This is a genomic window from Rhodanobacteraceae bacterium (assembly GCA_016713135.1).
In the GTDB taxonomy this organism is placed as follows: domain Bacteria; phylum Pseudomonadota; class Gammaproteobacteria; order Xanthomonadales; family SZUA-5; genus JADKFD01.
Genome location: JADJPR010000002.1, coordinates 229,245 through 248,102 on the forward strand (window position 1 = coordinate 229,245; position 18,858 = coordinate 248,102).

The 18,858-nt window shown below is 67.9% G+C and carries 21 protein-coding genes and 1 tRNA gene; 15 read left to right on the top strand and 7 right to left on the bottom strand.

What is annotated here, in order from left to right; genetic code table 11:
- Positions 1-4: 4 nt before the first annotated feature.
- The 11 genes from IPK27_03240 (at position 5) to IPK27_03290 (ending at position 7,345) form a co-directional block, all read left to right on the top strand.
- Positions 5-274: a hypothetical protein gene (locus tag IPK27_03240; GenBank protein ID MBK8066664.1), complete on the top strand. Its 270-nt coding sequence runs from the start codon at positions 5-7 to the stop codon at positions 272-274.
- A complete protein-coding gene (locus IPK27_03245; GenBank protein ID MBK8066665.1) occupies positions 274-570 on the top strand; it encodes a hypothetical protein in 297 nt (98 codons plus the stop codon). The genes IPK27_03240 and IPK27_03245 overlap by 1 nt, the downstream gene beginning before the upstream one ends.
- Positions 560-3,208: a DUF927 domain-containing protein gene (locus tag IPK27_03250; GenBank protein MBK8066666.1), complete on the top strand. Its 2,649-nt coding sequence runs from the start codon at positions 560-562 to the stop codon at positions 3,206-3,208. The genes IPK27_03245 and IPK27_03250 overlap by 11 nt, the downstream gene beginning before the upstream one ends.
- Entirely contained in the window at positions 3,201-3,647 is a 447-nt protein-coding gene (locus IPK27_03255; protein MBK8066667.1) for a hypothetical protein, read from the top strand. Before IPK27_03250 ends, IPK27_03255 begins: the two co-directional genes overlap by 8 nt.
- A 146-nt stretch (positions 3,648-3,793) precedes the next feature.
- Complete coding sequence (locus IPK27_03260) at positions 3,794-4,216, top strand: helix-turn-helix domain-containing protein (protein ID MBK8066668.1); 423 nt, start codon at positions 3,794-3,796, stop codon at positions 4,214-4,216.
- Positions 4,170-4,397, top strand: a complete 228-nt coding sequence (locus IPK27_03265) for a hypothetical protein (GenBank protein MBK8066669.1) — start codon at positions 4,170-4,172, stop codon at positions 4,395-4,397. The genes IPK27_03260 and IPK27_03265 overlap by 47 nt, the downstream gene beginning before the upstream one ends.
- Positions 4,394-4,804 (top strand): hypothetical protein, encoded by a 411-nt coding sequence (locus IPK27_03270; GenBank protein MBK8066670.1) that lies wholly within the window; start codon positions 4,394-4,396, stop codon positions 4,802-4,804. The genes IPK27_03265 and IPK27_03270 overlap by 4 nt, the downstream gene beginning before the upstream one ends.
- 262 nt (positions 4,805-5,066) lie before the next feature.
- Complete coding sequence (locus tag IPK27_03275) at positions 5,067-5,432, top strand: hypothetical protein (GenBank protein MBK8066671.1); 366 nt, start codon at positions 5,067-5,069, stop codon at positions 5,430-5,432.
- A 2-nt stretch (positions 5,433-5,434) separates the two neighbouring features.
- Positions 5,435-5,926, top strand: coding sequence for a hypothetical protein (locus IPK27_03280; protein ID MBK8066672.1), 492 nt, complete (start codon positions 5,435-5,437; stop codon positions 5,924-5,926).
- Between the two features lie 152 nt (positions 5,927-6,078).
- Complete coding sequence (locus IPK27_03285; GenBank protein ID MBK8066673.1) at positions 6,079-6,957, top strand: phage tail tape measure protein; 879 nt, start codon at positions 6,079-6,081, stop codon at positions 6,955-6,957.
- 25 nt (positions 6,958-6,982) lie between these two features.
- On the top strand, positions 6,983-7,345 hold the full coding sequence (locus IPK27_03290; protein ID MBK8066674.1) for a hypothetical protein: 363 nt from the start codon (positions 6,983-6,985) through the stop codon (positions 7,343-7,345).
- Between the two features lie 200 nt (positions 7,346-7,545).
- On the opposite strand, the gene IPK27_03295 is transcribed toward IPK27_03290, so the two are convergent.
- Positions 7,546-7,635: transfer RNA gene (locus tag IPK27_03295), tRNA-Ser, on the bottom strand.
- Between the two features lie 446 nt (positions 7,636-8,081).
- Here IPK27_03295 and IPK27_03300 point away from each other — a divergent pair.
- The gene (locus IPK27_03300; protein ID MBK8066675.1) at positions 8,082-8,783 is read left to right on the top strand and encodes a serine/threonine-protein phosphatase; all 702 of its coding nucleotides are present in this window, start codon (positions 8,082-8,084) and stop codon (positions 8,781-8,783) included.
- Positions 8,784-8,825: 42 nt separating this feature from the next.
- Here IPK27_03300 and IPK27_03305 read toward each other — a convergent pair whose 3' ends face one another.
- From IPK27_03305 to IPK27_03325, 5 genes are all read right to left on the bottom strand, one after another.
- Complete coding sequence (locus tag IPK27_03305) at positions 8,826-10,259, bottom strand: serine/threonine protein kinase (GenBank protein ID MBK8066676.1); 1,434 nt, start codon at positions 10,257-10,259, stop codon at positions 8,826-8,828.
- A gap of 117 nt (positions 10,260-10,376) precedes the next feature.
- Positions 10,377-11,801 carry a cytochrome c family protein gene (locus IPK27_03310; protein ID MBK8066677.1) on the bottom strand — a complete coding sequence of 475 codons (1,425 nt, stop codon included), beginning with the start codon at positions 11,799-11,801 and terminating at the stop codon, positions 10,377-10,379.
- Positions 11,798-12,529 (bottom strand): DNA polymerase III subunit epsilon, encoded by a 732-nt coding sequence (gene dnaQ, locus IPK27_03315; GenBank protein ID MBK8066678.1) that lies wholly within the window; start codon positions 12,527-12,529, stop codon positions 11,798-11,800. The genes IPK27_03310 and dnaQ overlap by 4 nt, the downstream gene beginning before the upstream one ends.
- Complete coding sequence (gene rnhA / locus IPK27_03320) at positions 12,526-13,005, bottom strand: ribonuclease HI (protein MBK8066679.1); 480 nt, start codon at positions 13,003-13,005, stop codon at positions 12,526-12,528. Before rnhA ends, dnaQ begins: the two co-directional genes overlap by 4 nt.
- Positions 12,995-13,684 (bottom strand): hypothetical protein, encoded by a 690-nt coding sequence (locus IPK27_03325; protein ID MBK8066680.1) that lies wholly within the window; start codon positions 13,682-13,684, stop codon positions 12,995-12,997. The genes rnhA and IPK27_03325 overlap by 11 nt, the downstream gene beginning before the upstream one ends.
- 268 nt (positions 13,685-13,952) lie before the next feature.
- Between IPK27_03325 and gloB the strand changes: the two genes are divergently transcribed.
- The 3 genes from gloB to IPK27_03340 all read left to right on the top strand — a co-directional run bounded on the left by gloB (position 13,953) and on the right by IPK27_03340 (position 16,760).
- Positions 13,953-14,714: a hydroxyacylglutathione hydrolase gene (gene gloB, locus IPK27_03330; GenBank protein ID MBK8066681.1), complete on the top strand. Its 762-nt coding sequence runs from the start codon at positions 13,953-13,955 to the stop codon at positions 14,712-14,714.
- A complete protein-coding gene (locus IPK27_03335) occupies positions 14,696-15,898 on the top strand; it encodes a transglycosylase SLT domain-containing protein (protein ID MBK8066682.1) in 1,203 nt (400 codons plus the stop codon). The genes gloB and IPK27_03335 overlap by 19 nt, the downstream gene beginning before the upstream one ends.
- A 70-nt stretch (positions 15,899-15,968) precedes the next feature.
- Positions 15,969-16,760: an enoyl-ACP reductase gene (locus IPK27_03340; GenBank protein MBK8066683.1), complete on the top strand. Its 792-nt coding sequence runs from the start codon at positions 15,969-15,971 to the stop codon at positions 16,758-16,760.
- Between the two features lie 116 nt (positions 16,761-16,876).
- On the opposite strand, the gene IPK27_03345 is transcribed toward IPK27_03340, so the two are convergent.
- Positions 16,877-18,778 (bottom strand): SurA N-terminal domain-containing protein, encoded by a 1,902-nt coding sequence (locus tag IPK27_03345; GenBank protein MBK8066684.1) that lies wholly within the window; start codon positions 18,776-18,778, stop codon positions 16,877-16,879.
- Positions 18,779-18,858 lie beyond the last annotated feature (80 nt).

Genomic DNA, 18,858 nt, shown 5'->3' on the forward strand with positions numbered 1-18,858 from the left:
AGACATGCGCAACAACGGCAAGTTCATTCAAGCGACCGAACTCGACGAGCGCGGACCGTATCAGCGCGAGCGCCGCCGGCAACTGGAAGTGGCCGGGCTCTATCCGCCCCGCGTCAGGTTCAACGCCCGCAAGAACGTGTGGGTTCTCGCCGAGGTCGAAGCCTGGGAGCGCGCCAAGGCCGCGGGCGCCACGGATGACCAGGTGCGCGAGCTGATCCGGCGCATGGTCGCCGAGCGCAGCGCCGGCATGCCGGAAGTAAAGGCCGCCGCCTGATGGCCGCCGCGACGATGGACCGCCTGCGCCAGTTGTACGGTCAGCCGCGCGACGCCTACGCCGGCACCACGCCGCCCGTAGTCGCCACGCCGCGCGATCCCGCGCGCCTGCTCCACTACTGCGTGGCCGGCGATGTGGTGCTCGCAACCATCGACGATGCCGGGACGCTGCGCCTGCTGCGGCTCCAATCCGCCGACCACCCCGAGCTTGCACGCCTGGGCGACCGCGACCGGGCCACGCTGCAAGGTGCCGTGCTGGCGCTGCGCCGGCAGCGTGGGGTGCACGATGCCGCCTGATCCGGCGCGCCAGCGAACCACCGTCGCGGACGTGCTCGGGCGCCTGGAAGGCGTGCGCAAGTCGGGCGACGGATGGGCCGCGCGATGCCCTGCTCACGACGACCGCAACGCCTCGCTATCAGTCACGGAAGGGGCCGGCGGGCGCGTGCTGCTGCACTGCCACGCGGGATGCTCTTTCGAGTCCATCGCCGAAGCTGTCGGCATGGGCCGCGGACACTCCGCGCCGACGCCCAAAGCGCCGCGCGCGCCGAAGCCGACGAAGGTCGAGGCCGGCGAGCTCGTCGCGCCGATACCAGCCGACGCGCCACCCATGCCAACCACGCCGCGCGGCATGCCCGCGCCTTCCACATGGTGGACCTACCGGAACGCGGACGGCCGCGAGCTGTTCGCCGTCTTCCGGTTCAACACCGAGACGGGCAAGGAAATGCGCCCGCTCACCCTGTGGCGCGAGGCTGGCGCGCTTCGGTGGCGCTGGAAGGGCTGCCCGACGCCTCGCCCGCTCTATGGGCTGGATCGGCTCGCCGCGCGCCCGGATGCGCCCGTGATCGTCGCTGAGGGCGAGAAGGCCGCCGACGCTGCCGGCGATCTGCTGCCGGGATTCGTGGCAATCACCAGCGCGGGCGGATCGAACGGCGCGAAGCATGCGGACTGGTCGCCGCTGGCTGGGCGCCGCTGCACCATCTGGCCGGATGCCGACGAACCGGGCGCGAAGTACGCCGCGGAGGTCGCGCGATTGCTCCGCGAGGCGGGCGCCGCATCGGTTGCCGTCGCCGACCTGGACGCGCTCGCCGCGCTCGCTGGTGCTGACCTGGCGGAAGGCTTCGACGCCGCCGACGTGGTGGGAATCGAGCCGGCCGCGCTCGCCAAGTGGATCGAAGGCGCGAGCGAACACGCAGGGCCGGCGGAGCCGCCGACGCTGCCGCGGTTCGAAGTCGTGGAGTTCATCAAGGGCTGCCGCCCTGGCGTCTACTGGCACGGCGTGAAGCGCGACGAGGAAACCGGCGAGGAGCGCCCGCAGCCGCCGGTGTGGATCTGCTCGCCGCTTCGGATCACGGCGAACACGCGCGACGAGCACGGCAGCGAGTGGGGCCGCCTGCTCGAATGGGCCGACCGGGACGCCCGCGCGCACCGATGGGCGATGCCCTGCGAGATGCTGGCCGGCAGTGGCGAGGAACTTCGCGGGGCACTGCTGCGCGGGGGCGTGGAGATCGCCAGCCATCCGCAGGACCGCCGCCGGCTGATCGACTACATAGCCTGGAGCCGCCCCGAGATCACGGCGCGCGCGGTCGCTCGCACCGGCTGGCACGGGGCCGCGTTCGTCTATCCGCACCGCACCGAGGGCGACACCCGCGCGGAGCCGATCTTCTACCAGGGCGCGCACGCCGAAGGCCTGCGGCTCGGGATCGGTGGCACGTTGGAAGGATGGCGCGCCAAGGTCGCGACGCCGGCAGCCGGAAATAGTCGGCTTGTCCTGGCGCTGTCGGCGAGCTTCGCCGCGCCATGCCTGGGCCTGCTCGGCGCCGAAGGGGGCGGGCTTCACCTGCGCGGCGAATCGAGCACCGGCAAGAGCACGGCGCTTTTGCTCGCCGCGTCAGCCTGGGGGCCGCCGGACTACCTGCGCACCTGGCGCGCGACCGATAACGCGCTCGAAGGGATCGCGGCCCAACACTCTGACCTGCTCCTAACCGTGGACGAGATGAGCGAGCTACTGCCCAAGGTGGCCGGCGCAACGGCGTACATGCTCGCGAACGGCAGCGGCAAGAGCCGCGCGCACCGCGACGGCACCGCGAGGGCCGCCGCGCGCTGGCGCCTGCTGTTCCTCTCGACGGGTGAAATCGGCCTGGCCGATCTGATCGCCGAAGCTGGCGGGCGTACCAGGGCCGGGCAAGAGGTCCGCGTTATCGACCTTCCGGCCGATGCTGGTGCAGGCCTCGGGCTGTTCGAGCGATTGCCGGCGGGCATGCGCCCGGGTGCCTTCGCCGATGCGCTCAAGGACGCCGCCGCGACGCACTACGGGCACGCGGGGCCGGCATTCGTCGCCGAGCTGGCGAGCCGCCACGGGGAGGCACGCGAAGCCCTCCGCACGGCACGCGATGCCATCGCCGCCACACTCGCGCCTGCCGATGCTGCCGGGCAGGTCCGCCGCGTGGCGCAGCGGTTCGCGCTGGTGGCCGCTGCTGGCGAACTGGCGACGGAGTACGGGCTCACAGGATGGACCGAGGGCGAAGCCGCCCAAGCCGCCGCCGTCTGTTTCCGCGCATGGCTCGGCGCACGCGGGACAACTGGCGCCGCCGAACCCGCAGCAATGCTGGCGCAGGTTCGCCGCTTCCTGGAGGCGCACGGCGAAAGCCGCTTTGCACCGATGGACGAGACCGACAACCGCGCCACCATCAACCGGGCCGGGTTCCGTCGTGAAGCGGCAGACGGCAGCGGGACAGAGTTCCTTGTGTTGCGCGAGGCGTTCAAAGTTGAGCTGTGCAAGGGCTTCGACCATCGGGCCGTCGCGAAGGCGCTCGCGGACTGCGGCGCATTGAAGCGTGATGCAGACGGGGCAGCCACCCGCAGCGAACGACTACCGGGGGCAAAGGATCGCGTGTACGTCATTTGCCCCGCCATCTGGAGCGACGGCGATGCTTGACCTCCCGAAGATCCTTGCGGCTGTCTCGGCTGTCTCGGGAGTGCGTGCCACCACCGAGACACGAGAAACCCAAGCGGGGCGCGCTGTCTCGGCTGTCTCGGCTGTCTCGGCTCAGAACAGCAATGACGCGAACGTATTCGATCCGATGCAGGAAAAGCCGACGAACGGCGAAAGGCTCTCGCGTAAAAAAGGAAATGACCGAGACAACCGAGACAACCGAGACACCAGCAACGGCGCGGGCTCCGGTGTCTCGGCAGCGGAACAGGCAACCGAGACAACCGAGACACCAGCCGAGACGCGCCGCGCCTGGCGCATCCGATTCACCAGCGGCGACCGCTGCACCGCTGTTCACCCTTCACCCGTAACCGCCGACGAAGCGCGCGCCGATGCCCTGGAGCAATTCGGCGCCGGCCGCGTGGCCGGCATCGAACCAACGTGACCGCGGGTCCTCCCGCGGCGCCCAGCTCCCCACGGGTGCGCAGAGCCGCGGTTTTCGACAGTTTTCCGGCCCTAAGGCCTCACCACCACCAGACCGGGCGTCCTTTTGCCGCCTGCCCATTTCGCCCGCTGATGTGAGTCGCAGCCGTGACCAAGCTCCGCGTTCTGCTCAACCCAAGAGAGGCGGCCGACTACCTTCGGACAACGGTTGGCACCTTGAAGGCCTGGCGCCACCAGGAGCGCGGACCGCTGTTCGAGAGATCTGGCAGGCGTGTGCTCTACGACTTGGGCGAACTCGACACCTACCTTGCTGGCGAGCGCTCGCGAGGTGAATACAGGGCAATGACGCCGGCGCCGCCGCGCCCGAAAGTAGCCACGTTGGCGGACGTTCTCCCGGCCGACGTCTGGGAGTTCATCCGAGAGACCGCGCTCCAGCAGCGCACGACGCCCGCTGACCTGATCCGGCAGTGGGCGACCGATGTGCTGGTGAGGCGAATCGTTAGCTACCCAAGCGAGGGATGGGATGGACCTGAATTCGATGATCGAGCTGGCGCAGTTCCAGACCGATAGTTACCACGCCGCAGTTGACCGCGCAGCTACGAGGCTGGACAAGCGATCCAGGCCGCGCGAGCCGCGCATCCCGGACTTCACCCCTGGCGCCGGCTCAACGCCCACCGAGCCAAGCTCGGAGCCGCGTGCAGATGCTGGCGAAGTCGAAGCGCTCGCGCAGCGCATCGTGAGCTACCAATGAGCGCTGAGTCTGTGCTCGCCGGCATCAAGGCGAACACCGTGAGCATGCCCCGCGAGATGGTGGCGCAGCTGGTCGCACAGGGCGCCAGTCCTGAAGAAATGCGCGAGGCCTGGGGAGACTACAACGCAGGTTACCAGTCCGCGGCGACCGCCGCGCGCACCGCCGAGCGCCAACGCTGCAAAGCGATCCTCTCGTTGCCGGAAGCCAAGGACCGTGCTTCGATGGCCAAGCACCTGGCGCTTGAAACCGACCTATCTCCGGACACCGCCGCCCGCCTGCTCGCCACGGCGCCGACGGAGAGCGCACCCACCGCACGGCCCAACAGGCTCGACCTCTTCCTGGCCGAGGCGGCAAATGCAGCGGAGCCCAGCGTCGATGCCGTCGCCCGCCGCGTCGCCAACTACTGACGGAGACAACATGCGCCGCTCCGAACAACTCGCCGACCCCACCAATCCCGACAGCTTCGAAGACGACGGTGCCGACCGTCTGCCGGCCGTGACCGCCGCGCGCCCGTCGCCGCCCCGATGATCCGGACTTTGCCGCGCAAGCTCGACGCCACGCCACACAGCAAGCTCGTCGCGCTGCGCTACCAGTGCGACACGCTACGTGCTCTGGTCGCCGTGCACGATGCCAAGATTCGTGCGGCAGAACACCAGCCTCGCAAACGCAGTGAGGTCGATCGAAGAGTATGAGAACGAGCCCATTCGCAGACGTCCCGAGCAATCGCCCGGGTGGATTAACGCACTCGCCAGTTGCGACCAGGCGCGCGCCGAGATTCGGAATGAAACGGAAGCCAGTCGAGAGCTTCGCGAAGACCTTCGTGCGGCCGATGCGCTGGTCCGGCGCTTGAACGAATTCGAGCGAATCTACGGCGTAAGCGAAGGCGACGCGGGCAGGACCGTACTGGTTAAGTTGCTGATCGGGACGTTGAAGTCAAATGGCAGGACGTACCGACCAGGCGAGAGTTTCCAGCTTGACGAGCCGACGGCCCTCGGCCTCGCGAGCCGCCGCGTCGTCGAAATAATGGGAGCCTGAACGTGCTGATTCGCCGACCCACTCAAGAACAGATGCAGCCGATTGACGCGCTGCGGGTCCAAATCGCGGAACTGAAGGCGCAGGTGCGCCAGACCAAGGCGCTTCCACCCAGCGCCGACGAGATCGCCGAACGAGTCTCCGCCATCGGTTCGCACGGAACTGACGAAGTTCGCCGCAAGGCGCTTCGCGCCAATCTCCTTGCTGAGAATTTCCACGCCGTGACGGCCTTCCAGACGCTGAGCGCAATGTCTCCCGCCGGCATGGTCGCCCTGTGCCTTGGCGACGCCTTCGCCAAGGGGCTCGCTGCCTTGTGCGCCGATGCCGGCGCCGGCATCACGAGCGCAGACCGGAAGCAGCGCCTGGAGACCCTTGCAGCCGAGCTCGATTCCATGGAGCGCAAAGAAGAGTCCCTGCTTGCAGCACTCGAGTGCGACGGCCTCATCGTCCGGCGGCGCCCCGATGCTCGCCCCGAGATCGTCCTCGGAACCAGTTAGCGGCGGCGCCGCAAAGGGGGATTAGCCGGCGAGTGCCCCCCCCTGCTGAAAAACCCCGGCAGCCGCCGCGCGTAGCACCTTGCGCGCGCGTGAGGCGGCATTTGATCGCTTCGCAACGCAGAGGATAACCATGGCCGACTACACATCCGACGTTGAACTGGTCCTCCGGACTGCGCACGGATCTGACCGAGTTCAACCAGGGCCTGGAACTCGCCGGGAAGACATTCGGTGCACTCAAGGGCGTGGCCAATTTCTTCGTTGACCAGGCGAAACAGGCGGGTACGTTCGAGGAAGCGATGGCCGCGGTTGAGGCGGTCACGGGTGCAACGGGCGACGAGTTCAAAGCATTGGAGGCGGCCGCGGTGGCGGCCTCCGAACGCACCCGATTCAGCAGCGTTCAGGCAGCAGATGGACTCGCCGAGCTGGCGCGCACTGGCTACAGCGCTACCGAAGCCATGCAAGTGCTCAATCCTGCCCTTGCGATCGCGCAAGGACAGCAACTATCGGTTGCGCAGGCCTCCGAGTATCTCACCACCACGATGACCCAGTTTGGGCTCGGCGCCGGTGATGCGGCACGCGTGGCGGACGTACTGGCGGCCACGGCAGACAGCAGCAAGACCAGCGTGCAGCAGCTCGGCAACGCCCTCAGCTACGTCGCGCCGTTGGCGAACCAGGCGGGGCTCAGCATCGAGGAAACGAGCGCGATTATCGGCGCACTTGCAGACCAGGGATTCCGCGGCGAGCGCGCCGGAACGGCGCTACGCAACGTCTTCAGCTCCCTGTCGGATCCGAGCAGCAAGTTCAGCCAGGCGCTGCGCGATGCCGGGATCGAGTCGCGCGACTTCACTACTGTGGTCGAGCAGCTCGCAGCCGGTGGCGACATCGGCACTCAAGGCCGGCGAGACGATCGCCGAGTCTGGCGACAAAGCGACAGAATCTTGGAGGCGAACCCGGGAGGAAGCGGAAAAGACCGGGGACACTTTCCAGGAGGCGGCGACGAAGGCCGAGCAATCCTCGGAACGAATCGTTGAATCATCCCGCCGCACGTCCGAGGCAATGCAAGATCAGCGAGCGCAAACCATCGAGCTGTCCGAAGAATGGCGCGCGCTGGCTGATGCCATCGGCGTGAACACGATGTACTGGGATCGCGCGGCACAGAATGCGGAGATGGCAACCGAGCGCAACACGTCGAAGCTGAGGCGCGAAGCGCTGGAAGAAACCGAGCGGGCGCTCGACAAGGTCATCGTGAAAGAGAAGGAGCTTGCGCAGGTCCAGGCGCAGGCCGGCGCGATCAACTACGGAAGCGCCCAAAGCCCGGCGCCCGGTGGGTCTCTTGGCGCACGGCCCGCACGCGTAGAAGTCGTGTTGCGCAACGAGCAGGCGCCCGGCTCTTCCCCGGCACGGTTCAGCCCTGACTAGGTCAGAGAGCTTGCCGCCATGGTGATCTCCGAGATTCAGCGGGATCAGAGGTTGTAGGACAGGCTGGCTGGCAAACTTCCCGACAAGCGGTAGGCGGATGCACCACTTATCGCCATCAATCCGCGTAGGGGAAGGCGTGTAGAACGGCCGAAATCCGGGCACAAAAAAGCCCCAAGATTCAACACCTTGGGGCTTGCTTCTGGCGGAGAGGGTGGGATTCGAACCCACGGTACAGCAAGCTGTACACCGGATTTCGAATCCGGCTCATTCGACCACTCTGACACCTCTCCTGAACGGGCGTCGTCAGTCCCTTGCGGGGCTGCGCGGTGAAGGGGGCGGAGCATACGTTCCGGCGGGCGCGGCGACAAGCGCCCGGTGTCGGCGAGTTCTCGATCGCCCACGCCGGACTCGTGTCAAGAGCGGGGCAAGGGGAAGGGGGCAAGGGACCCAACTCACCGCAAAGTTCCGGCATGTCGCGGTCCGCGTCCCCTGACCCCTGCCCCGCCTTTCCACCCCCGCTTCGAAAATGCAGTGTCCCCTTTCGGCGCAAGCCTGCGTTTGCCAGGAATCCGATGTTATCGGCGTGTTGCAAGCCGTGGAGGCGCACGGCATCCTATCGGCGAGGGAGGCCTTGCTTGCATACTCTGATCCGACAGTTTTCCGTTCCGTTCCGTGCCCGGCGAATCGCCGCGGGCGCGGCCGCCGATTGACCGCCCTTCTTGCGCGACCGAGCATCATGATCGAATTCGGACACGGGACGCATACCGGGCTGCGGCGCGAGCACAACGAGGACACCTATTGCGCGGACCCTGACATGGGTTTGTGGCTGGTGGCCGACGGCATGGGCGGCCACGAGCACGGCGAGGTAGCCAGCGCGCTCGCGCGCGACGTGGTGATCCGCGAGGTGACCAAGGGTCAGGCGCTGGCCCCGGCCATCCAGTCGGCCGACGAAGAAATCCTCCGGCACACCATCGAGAAGCGCAGCGAGCGCCCGATGGGCACCACGGTGGTCGCGGTGCGCGTGCGCAACCACGACTACGAAGTGGCCTGGGTCGGCGACAGCCGCGTCTACCTGTGGAACGGCGGCAGCTTGCGCCAGATCTCTCAGGATCATTCCTACGTCCAGGAGCTGATCGATCAGGGCGCGATCAGCGCTGCGCAGGCACGCACGCATCCACACCGCAATGTGGTGACCCAGGCGCTCGGCGTGACCATGCCGGACCAGCTGAAGATCGAGAGGCTGCGCGGCACGCTGCAGCCGGGCCAGTGCCTGCTGCTGTGCAGCGACGGCCTGACTGAGGAAGTGGAGGACAACCTGATTGGCGAGATCATCGCCCGCGGGCTGTCCGCGCAGGAAACCGTGGACCACCTGATCCTCGCCGCGCTGGACCACGGCGGCTCGGACAACATCACGGTGCTGCTGGTCAAGTGCATCTGATGCGCGGCGCCGAAGGGCGCCGCGAAACCGTCAGGAAAGCTTTCAGAGCGCCCTAAGCGCGGGCTCGTCGGGCACCTGTTTGCGCGCTTCGGCGACCAGCGCGGCGGCGCGCGCGGTATCGCCATTCTTGCGCAACGTCAGCACTTCGGTCGCCACCGATTCGGCGAGCATACGGGTGAGCTCTCCCAGACGCACTGGGGAAGCATTCGCCAGCCGCGCGGAGTTGATGCGCTTCATCGCATTGTCTTCCTCCGGCGCAAACCACTTCTTCTCCGCGATCAGCCGCTCGGCCGCGGCCAGATCGCCTTCAATCATGCCCTGGGTACCGCCCAACTGTTGTGCGACCGCCGCAGGAGCCGGCTGCGACTGCTCCCCGGATCCGCGCACCAGCCGGATCACGCCCCAGATGATGGCTGCGATCACCAGCGCGAGAATGCCGATGCGCAACAGCGCCTTGAGCAGATTGCCCTCCTTGGGTGCCGGTGCGCGCGCTGCCGCCACCGGTTTCGTGGGCGTCGCGGGCGTCGCCGGGGCGGCGGCTGGCTGTGGCTTCAACGCGGTCGTCACGGCCGGCTGCAGGACCGTGGCTGGCCCCATTTGCTGAGTCTCTGGCTGCGCCACCGGGGCTACCGGCACGGTTCGCGACGGGCCCGCGCGCATCGCCTCGGCGCGCGGCTCGCGCACCGTCTTCGGTTCGATGTAGCCGTCGATCGCAGTCACCATCTCGCGCGCCGAGCCGAAGCGCTCCTCGGGGCGCTTGGCCAGCGTGCGGTCGATCAGCGGCTGGTACAGCGCGAGCGCCTCCGGCAGCTTGGGCACTGGCTCGGACAAATGCTTGCTGATGACGGCGAAGGGATCGTCGGCATCGAACGGCGGACGCCCGGTCAACATCTCGTAGAGCACGATGCCGAGGCTGTAGAGGTCGGCACGTCCGTCGCCGGTCTGCCCCTCGATCTGCTCCGGGCTCATGTAATGCGGGCTGCCGATCTGCATCGAGTTGGCACCCGACTGTGCCTTCAGGATGCCGAGATCCCCAAGCACCGCAGCGCCGTCGGCGCGGAACATGATGTTGGCCGGCTTGATGTCGCGATGGATCACGCCCTGCGAATGGGCGTAGTCGAGCGCGCTGGCCAAGTCGCGCGCGATGCGCAACGCATCCACCGGCGCCATCGGCTGCTGCATGCGATCGCGCAGCGTGCCGCCGGGAACGAACTCGGTGGCGATGAACGGGAAGCCGCCCGCAGATCCGATGTCGAACACTGCGAGGACATGCGGATGGTTCAGGCGCGCCGCGCTCTTGCCTTCATCCACGAATCGCTGGCGCAGGGCCGGATCGTCGAAGAACTCCTCGCTCAGCACCTTCAGCGCCACCTGGCGTGCGAGCGACTGCTGCTCGGCCAGGAAGGTCCGCGAACGCTTGCTCTGCTTGAGTACCTTGAGCAGACGATAGCCAGGGATTTGCGGCAGTTCGGACATGGCGGAAGTTTCGTCAGCGCTGGCCGCGATTAGACCTGCCCATGGCGGTCCGCCGCAAGGACGATGTCAGCTGATCTTCGGCCGGCGCTCGCAGGGAGCGCCGGCCGGTTGCTTTGGTCAGTTCGCCGCGGCGCGCAGCGAGCGCAGGGCGTCGACGAACTTGGCCATGCTGTATGCGTCTTCCTTCTCGACTGCGGCATACACTCGATCCACACCCGCGCGCAGTCCGGCCGCATCGGCATCGCCCAACTGCTTGGCGGTCTCGAATGCGACCACCACCGATTGTGCTGCCAGCGCGGCCTGTTCGGCGGCAGCAAAGTCACGGAACTCGCCGCGCTCGGCATCGCGCAGCAGGCTGCCGAGCACCTGGCCCAGCGTCTCAGGGCCGAAGGCATGCGCGGCAACGCGATCCAGCTGCGCCTCGATCTTGCCCTTGAGCGCGCGTGCCGCGGCGAAGGTGCGTTCGCGGTTGGCCAGCGTCGCCTGATGCAACGCGCGCGTGGCCGCCATCAGGTCCTCGGCGGCCTTGGCGTCCACCACCCCGAGCACATGCCGGAACATGACCAGGTTGGCGTCATTGAGGCGCACCACGCCGGGGCCGAGGCCGGTGCCGGGGCGGGCGCCCCAGGTGCGGCCGCTCATCGGCTTGTGGCAGGCATGGCAGTCGAACAGCACCAGTTCCGGGAAGATGCCGGTCCAGCCCTTGCTCTCGTCGGTCAGGATATCGAGCAGGTTGACCGCAGCGATGCCCTGCCCGATCGCCCAGTCGCGCGCGCCGTTGAATTCGCCCTTGCGGTCGACGTAGTCCTGGTCGATCTCGTAATGCGGGTTGAGCCAGGTGAAGGTGTCCAGTTCGAAAGACAGGCGCGGGTGGCCGGCGCCCATGATGCGATGGGTGATCATGCGATCGCGCGTACCCATGTGGCAGCTCATGCACAGCTTGGCGCGGGCCACGGGCTGCTCGGTGGGGTACAGACCCTCGGCGAGCGTTTGCTCGCGCTTGCGATCCGCGTCATCGTGGGTGGCGAGCCATTGCTCGGCGCCGCCGTGGCAGGCCTCGCAGCCGACGCCGTCGCTGAGCAGGAACTTCTCGCCGCGCATGGCCTCGGGCGGGTTGTCGACGTGGCAGTCGAGGCAGATCTTCGCTTCGCGCGGATTGCCCAGCCCAAGCTTGGCGGCGATCTTCTGCGAATCCGGCTTGCCCAGGGTATCCCAGGACTTCGCATGCGGATCGGTCTGCTGCCAGACGCTGAACTCGTTGAGCAGGATGCGCGCGTCGGCCGCGCGCTGGTTGGCGCCGTGGCAGACAGAACTGGCGCAGGTGGCCGGCCCCATGTGCTTGTGGGCGAACACCTCTTCCACTGCCCCCGCCCACGCGTGCAGGCCTGGCAACAGTAACGCGGTGAGCAATCCCAGGCGGCGCAGTTGGCGCGCACCGGGGTTCCGCAATAGTCCGACGATCAGCGTACGCACCATCTCACGAACTCCCCGGCCGGCGATGAGGCTGGCCGCATTCTGCCACTTGCATTCGACCGACGTCATCCCTGATTACAATCGATCCTGCCTTCATTCGCATTCGACCAGCTGCGCCACAGCGAAAGCGCGCCGGACTTGCGCTCCAGCGCGGCGATGCGCTCCTCGTGCAGCGCGATCTCCTCGCTGCTCGCCGGGCGCCGCGGAATGCGCACCGGGCCGGTCGTCGCAATCACCAGCCCGGCCTGCCCGCTCGCGGCCACGTCGAGCGAAAGGCTGCCCTGCCCCGCGGTCATCCCGAGGTAGACGTCAGCCAGCAGCCGCGCGTCCAGCAGCGCGCCATGGTAGCTGCGCCCGGAGTTGTCGACCTGGTAGCGCTTGCACAAGGCGTCCAGCGAGTTGCGCTGGCCGGGGTGCATCTCGCGCGCCAGTTTCAGCGTGTCGATCACCGGATGGCGGTCTTCCAGGCGCAGCGCGCGCTGCGCCAGGTGCAGTTCGTGATTGAGGAAGCCGAGGTCGAAGCTGGCGTTGTGGATCAGCAACTCGGCGCCGTCGAGAAAATCGAGCAAGGCATCCGCCACGTCCGGGAAGCGCGGCTTGTCGGCGAGGAACTCGCTGGTCAGTCCGTGGACTTCCAGAGCGCGCGGCTCGCTCTCGCGATCGGGATTGAGATAGGTGTGGAAACTGCGGCCGGTGACCATGCGCTGCACGATCTCGATGCAGCCGATCTCGACCACGCGGTTGCCGGACTCGATGTCCATGCCGGTGGTTTCGGTATCAAGCACCACCTGCCTCATGCCGCCACTCCGCCGGCGCGTCCGCGCGCCAGGCAGTCCCGCGCGATCTGGTCCACGCGCTCGTTCAGGGCGATGCCGCTGTGTCCGCGCACCCATTGCCAGCGCACCTGGTGACGCGCCACCTGCGCCGCCAGGCGCTCCCACAAATCGCGATTGAGCACCGGTTTGCCGCCGGCGGTCTTCCAGCCGCGCCGGATCCAGTTCGGCAGCCACTCCTGGATGCCCTTGCAGACGTATTGCGAGTCGGTGTGCAGATGCACGGCGCAGCCGCGCTTGAGCGCCTCGAGCACGCCGATCGCACCCATCAGTTCCATCCGGTTGTTGGTGGTCTCCGGATCGAAGCCGCAGAGCTCGCGTTCGTGCCCGCGGAAGCGCAGCACGGCACCCCAGGCGCCGGGACCCGGGTTACCCGAGCAGGCACCATCGCACCAGGCTTCGACGGCCTCCGGCTGCGCCCGCGTTGCCTCAGCCTGCACGGCGCATGCCCTCGGGCGCGGCCACCAGTGCGCGACGACGGTCGCGGGCGAACGGGATCGCGATCACATTGCTGCTGCGCTTACGCGCGGAAACCGCATACACGCCGCCCGGCAGCGGCCACCAGCGGCCACGCTCCAGGCCGGGCATGCGCGACTGGAGCCAAGCCTGCAGGCGCCCTGGCCAGCACAGCGCACGATCGTTCTCGATGTCTTCCAGGCCAACTCGGCGCAGCGTGGCGGCAACGCGCGCGGCGCTCGGCGCGCTGGCATCGCCGCGTGCGCGCTGGCGCAGCCCAGGCCAGCCCCAGGGATTGATGTCCAGTACCAGCACGCGGCCGTCGTCGGCGAGCACCCGGGCAACCTCCGCGAGCAGCTTATCGAGCGTGTCGCCGTCGCGGATCGCCAGGCAGTCCAGCACCACCAGCGCCAGCGAAGCGTCCGCCAGCGGCAGCCACGGCGCGCGCGTGCGCAACGGACCTGTGAAGCAGCGCGTGAGCGGCGACCACTGCAGATCGAATCGCGTGCGGCCGGGACGCTCGACTACCCCCGGCTCCCCGCACTGGATGCGCAGGGCCAAGCCTGGCTGGCTGCGCCAACGCTCCTCGACGAGCGCCGCGCAGGCGTGCGCGCAGCGCGCGGCCAGCGGATCGGGGCGCGAGTCGGTCGGTGGCGGCAACATCGGTGTGCAGGCGTCCAGCCTGGAAGGGGCGCCAGCATAGCCCGTGATGGGCAAGCCGCGGATACATGCGGCGTGACGGCAACGGAACCCTTGCGGTCACGGCCGGAGTCGATCGCCCTGATCGATCACACCCATGAGGCGCAAAGGCCAACTGACCGCAATTCGCCCGCGAATTGACCGAATGTGCCCCCTCTGCGACCATTTCGCGCCCTGCGCTTGCCCCGCCCCGCGAGGCGCGTCTCCGCCTGTCCCGTTCAGATCATTGCCGATGCACGTCTGCCTGTTGCCTGCCTTCGCCGACAACTACATCTTCGCGCTGCAGAGCCAGCGCGGGGTGGCGGTGGTCGACCCGGGCGATGCCGGCGTGGTCGAAGGCCATCTCGCCGGGCACGGCGCGGACCTGCTGGCGATCCTGGTCACCCACCATCATCCGGATCACATCGGCGGGCTGGCGCGATTGACGGAGCGCTGGCCGCGAGCACGCCGCATCGGGCCGGCCGATCCACGCATCCCCGGGCTCAACGAGATCGTCGGCGATGGCGACCGGGTCGTCCTCGACGATCTGCATGCGCTGGAGGTGCTTGCGACGCCGGGGCACACGCGCAGCCACATCGTCTATCGCGGCGATGGCCAGCTGTTCTGCGGCGATGTCCTGTTCAGCCTGGGCTGCGGGCGAGTGTTCGAAGGTGTGCCGGCGCAGATGCTCGCGGCACTCGACCGCATCGCCGCGCTCCCCGACGAGACCGAGGTCTACTGCGCCCACGAGTACACCCTCGCGAACGCCCGATTCGCCCTGGCCGTGGACCCGGACAATGCCGAGCTGCGGGCGCGCATTGCCACGGTGCGCGCGCTGCGCGAACTGGGGAAGCCCAGCATCCCCATGCGCCTGGGGGACGAGCGCCGCTGCAATCCTTTCCTGCGCTGCGACGACCCCATCGTTGTGCGCGCGGCGCAGGCGTATGCCGATGCGACGCTTGGCAGCCGCGCTGAGGTTTTCGCGGCGCTGCGCGCGTGGAAGAACGCGTGCTGAGGGCGCGCCGGACTCGACATGCCTGGCTGCTGGCCGCGCTGCTGGCGCTGGCCGGCTGCGCCACGAGCCCGCAGCGGGAATCGTCGGTCGCGATCACGTCGTCGGGTGACGACAGCATGCCCGAACCCAGCGTGTTGCAGCCGATGCCGGTACCTCCGGCCACGCGCCTGATGCTGGCGCCGGATCTCTGGCAGCGCTTCGCCCTCGCGCGCCATTGGCAGCCCTGCGAAGTCACGCCGGGTGTCTCGAAGTGGATCAGCCGCTACGCGCCCAAGCCCGCCCGGTTTGGTGCATCGCTGCAGCCGATGATGCCGCTGATGGACTATGTGCTGACGCGTGCGCTCGCTGCCGGCCTGCCCGGCGAGATCATGCTGGTGCCGATCGTCGAGAGTCACTATCGCCCGGACGCGCGCGGTCCCGGTGGCGCGCTCGGCATGTGGCAGCTGATGCCCGACACCGCGAGGCGCTTTGGACTGTCCGTACGCGGGGCTGGCGACGGGCGGATCGATGTGCGCGGCTCGACCGAGGCGGCACTGCGCCTGCTGAAAATCAACAGCGACGCCTTCTCCGGCAACCCGAAGCTGATGTTCGCCGCCTACAACGCCGGCGCTTACCGGCTGCGCAAGGCACTTGCCGGCCGCGATTACGCGAGCATGCGCTCGCTGGAGGACCTCGGCCTGCCGCGCATCACCCGCGAGTACATCGACAAGGTCAAGGCGCTCGGCTGCCTGCTCGGCGAGCCCGCACGCTTCGGTGTCGAGTTGCCGCGCCTGCCTGCGGGGGCTCGGCTGGTCGAGGTGACCCTGCCGCTGCCAGTGGCGCCGGACGCGCTCGCAGCCGAGTTGGGCGTGCCCGCCGCGGATCTGCGTCGCTGGAACCTGGGTGCGCATGCGCGCGGCGCGAGCGACCCGGAGGTGCCGCTGCTGCTGCCGCAATCGACCGCCGGTCGGGCCGTCGAACTCGCCGCTGCCGGGCGCCTGGCGCGCGCCGAACCGCGCCCCGTCGCGGTGGCGAGCACGCCGCACGCCGGAGGCCGCACGCATCGTGTGAGTTCAGGCGACTCGCTTTGGACGATCAGCAAACGCTATCGTGTCCGGCTGGCCGATCTGATGCGCTGGAACGGGCTCAACAGGCGCAGCGTGCTGCGCATCGGCCAGACCATCCACCTGCAGGGCAATACCTGACTGCGTTGCGCCGCCCGCTGCGGGCGCCAATGTGGCCGCGGCGATTGCTCCGCCCAACGGGAGCAAGAACATGGGTTTTCTCAGCGGCAAGCGCGCCCTGGTCACCGGCATTGCGTCGCATCGCTCGATCGCGTGGGGAATCGCCCAGGCGATGCATGCGCAGGGCGCGGAACTGGCCTTCACCTACCAGAACGAACGCCTCAAGGAACGCGTCGACCAGGCGGCGGGCGAGTTCGGCGGCGGGCCAGTGCTTGCCTGCGATGTGGCGGTCGATGGCGATGTCGATCGCATGTACGCCGAACTGGCGCGGCATTGGGACGGATTCGACATCCTGGTGCATTCGATCGCTTTCGCGCCGCGCGAGCAGATCCAGGGCCGCTTCATCGACGCGGTCACGCGCGAGGGCTTCAACACGGCGCACGAGATCAGCAGCTACAGCTTCGCTGCCCTGGCCAAGGGTGCGCGCGAACTGATGAAGGGTCGCAACGGCGCGCTGATCACGCTGAGCTACCTCGGCGCCGTGCGCGCGATGCCCAACTACAACGTCATGGGCCTGGCAAAGGCCTCACTGGAAGCGTGTGTGCGCTACCTGGCGCAGGACCTGGGACCCGAGGGCACGCGCGTCAACGCCATCTCCGCAGGCCCGATCAAGACCCTCGCGGCAGCCGGAATCGGAAACTTCCGCAAGATGCTGGACCATGTGGAAAAGGTCTCGCCGCTGCGTCGCAGCGTGACCATCGAGGATGTCGGCAATGCCGCCGCCTTCCTCTGCTCGGACCTCGCCTCGGGCATAACCGGCGAGGTGCTGTACGTGGATTCCGGTTACAGCCACGTCAGCATGGGCGAGTTGCTTGCCGGCTGAGGGACGGGGCGCGGACAGAGGCCCTGGCACCCCGAATCACGGCGGGGGCCTGGCCGGGTTCCGCCAAGCGGTTTTCCCGTGCCCCGCGCCCCCGTATCGCCAGCCCCGCTAAACGCTTACAGCCGGTCCTCGGCGATCTTGATCTCGGCCTGCTGGCGCAGCGCCTTGACGTAGGCGCCGGTCTCGGCCTCGGTCCATTGCGCCACCAGCTGCGAGCGCGCGGCGTCGCGCGCCGCCTGCTCGGCGGCCTTCGGATCGCCATCGACGACCGCGGTCAGTTCGACCAGCGCCTGCTCGTCGTCGCCGAGTCGGAGCGCCTTGCGCACCGGGGTACCCGCCGGACGCGGCATCTTGAACACCTGCTCGAGAATTCGCCCATCCTGGTTGCCGGCGGTGCGCACGACGGCGTCGGCGACATTCGGCGTCTTGCCCAGTTCCTTCGCAATCGCGTCCAGCGTTTCGCCGCCCGCCAGGCGCGCTTCCAACGCCTTGGCCTTGGCCTCGAGCTGCGCGCGCTGGGCCTTCTGGGTCAGGGTGGCGGCAATCTCTCCGCGCACCTGGTCCAGCGTGCGCGGTTCCGGCGCCTTGCGTTCGGCCACGCGGATCGCAACCACGTGGTCCTTGCTGAGGTCGATCAGGTCGCTGGTCTGCCCGCGGTCGAGCACCAGTTCGGAAAAGGCCTGCTGGACAACCTCCGGGTTTGCGGCGATGTCGGCGCCACCCGTGCGCGCGAAGGGAGCGGTGCGCTTCACTTCGAGCTGGACCTTGTCGGCCGGCCCCTGCAGCGACTGCGGGTCGGCATGGATGGCATCGACCAGCTCGCCGGCCTTTTCGGAAAACAGCCGCTCCTGTTCGCTGGTGCGGTATTCGGCCTCGATCTCGCCCTTGACCTCGTCGAAGGGCCGCTGGCTGCCGGCCCTGATTTCACGCAGCTGGATCAGGTGATAGCCATTCGCGCCCAGCACCGGCTCGCTGACTTTGCCGACTTCCAGTTGGAACAGGGCCTCGTCGAACGCCGGGTCATTGGCACCGCTCTCGATCCAGCCCAGATCACCGCCCTGTTCCTTCGAGCCGATGTCGTCCGAGCTCGCCTTGGCAACCTCGGCAAAGTCCTTGCCGCCACGGATCTCGGCCAGCAGCGACTCGGCCTTCGCCAGCGCCGCTTTTTGCGCTTCGGCATCGGCCCCGCCGGCCACCTCGACGAGCACATGGCTGGCCAGACGCTGCTCCGGCACCACGTAGCGATCCTTCATCTCGTCGTAGCGCGCCTTGAGGTCTTCCTCGCTCAGCGCAGCCACGGAGATCTCGGCCATCTTCAGCTCGACGTAATCGAGGATCACCATTTCCGGCGTCTTCAATTCGTCCTTGCGCGCCTCATAGTCCTTGGCGATTTCATCTTCGGTCGGCACTGGCACCGTCTCATCGGCCGACCTCAGCTGCACCGAGGTGAAGCTGCGGGTCTGATTCTGCAATCGCAGGTAAGCGTCGACCTCGGCATCAGTGACGATCGCGCTGCCGGCCAGGCGCGAGACGATCTCGCGCGAGGCCATGTCGCGCACCATGCGCTGCTGGAACATCGCGGGCGTCATGCTCATGTTGCGCAGCACCGCAACGTAGGTGTCCTGGTCGAAGGTGCCGCTGGGCTTGAACGCATCGATCGCGAGGATCTCGCTGCGCAGCTTCGCTTCCGGGACCTCGACGCCGGCGGCGCGCGCGTCCTGGTAGCGCAGTTCCTCGTCGATCAGGGAGTCGAGCACGCGGCGCTTGTTGTCGATGGTGTCGACGAAGCTGATGTCGGCGTCCTGGCCCAGCATCTGGCGCATCTGGCGGCGCTGCAGGTCGATGCGTTCCTGGAACTGCTGCGGAGTGATCTCGGTGTCGTTGACCTTGGCGACGAAGGTCTCGATCTGGGTCTGGAAGTAGTTGTTGATGCCGAACAGTGCAAAAGGCACGACCAGCAACAGCATGATGATGATGAGAATCCAGCCTGAAAACTTCTCGCGGATCGCCTGCAGCATGATCAGGAACCTGTTGTTTCGATGAATGGACTCGCCAGCGGATGCGTAGTCCGGAAATGACACGGGCGCCCTTAGGCGCC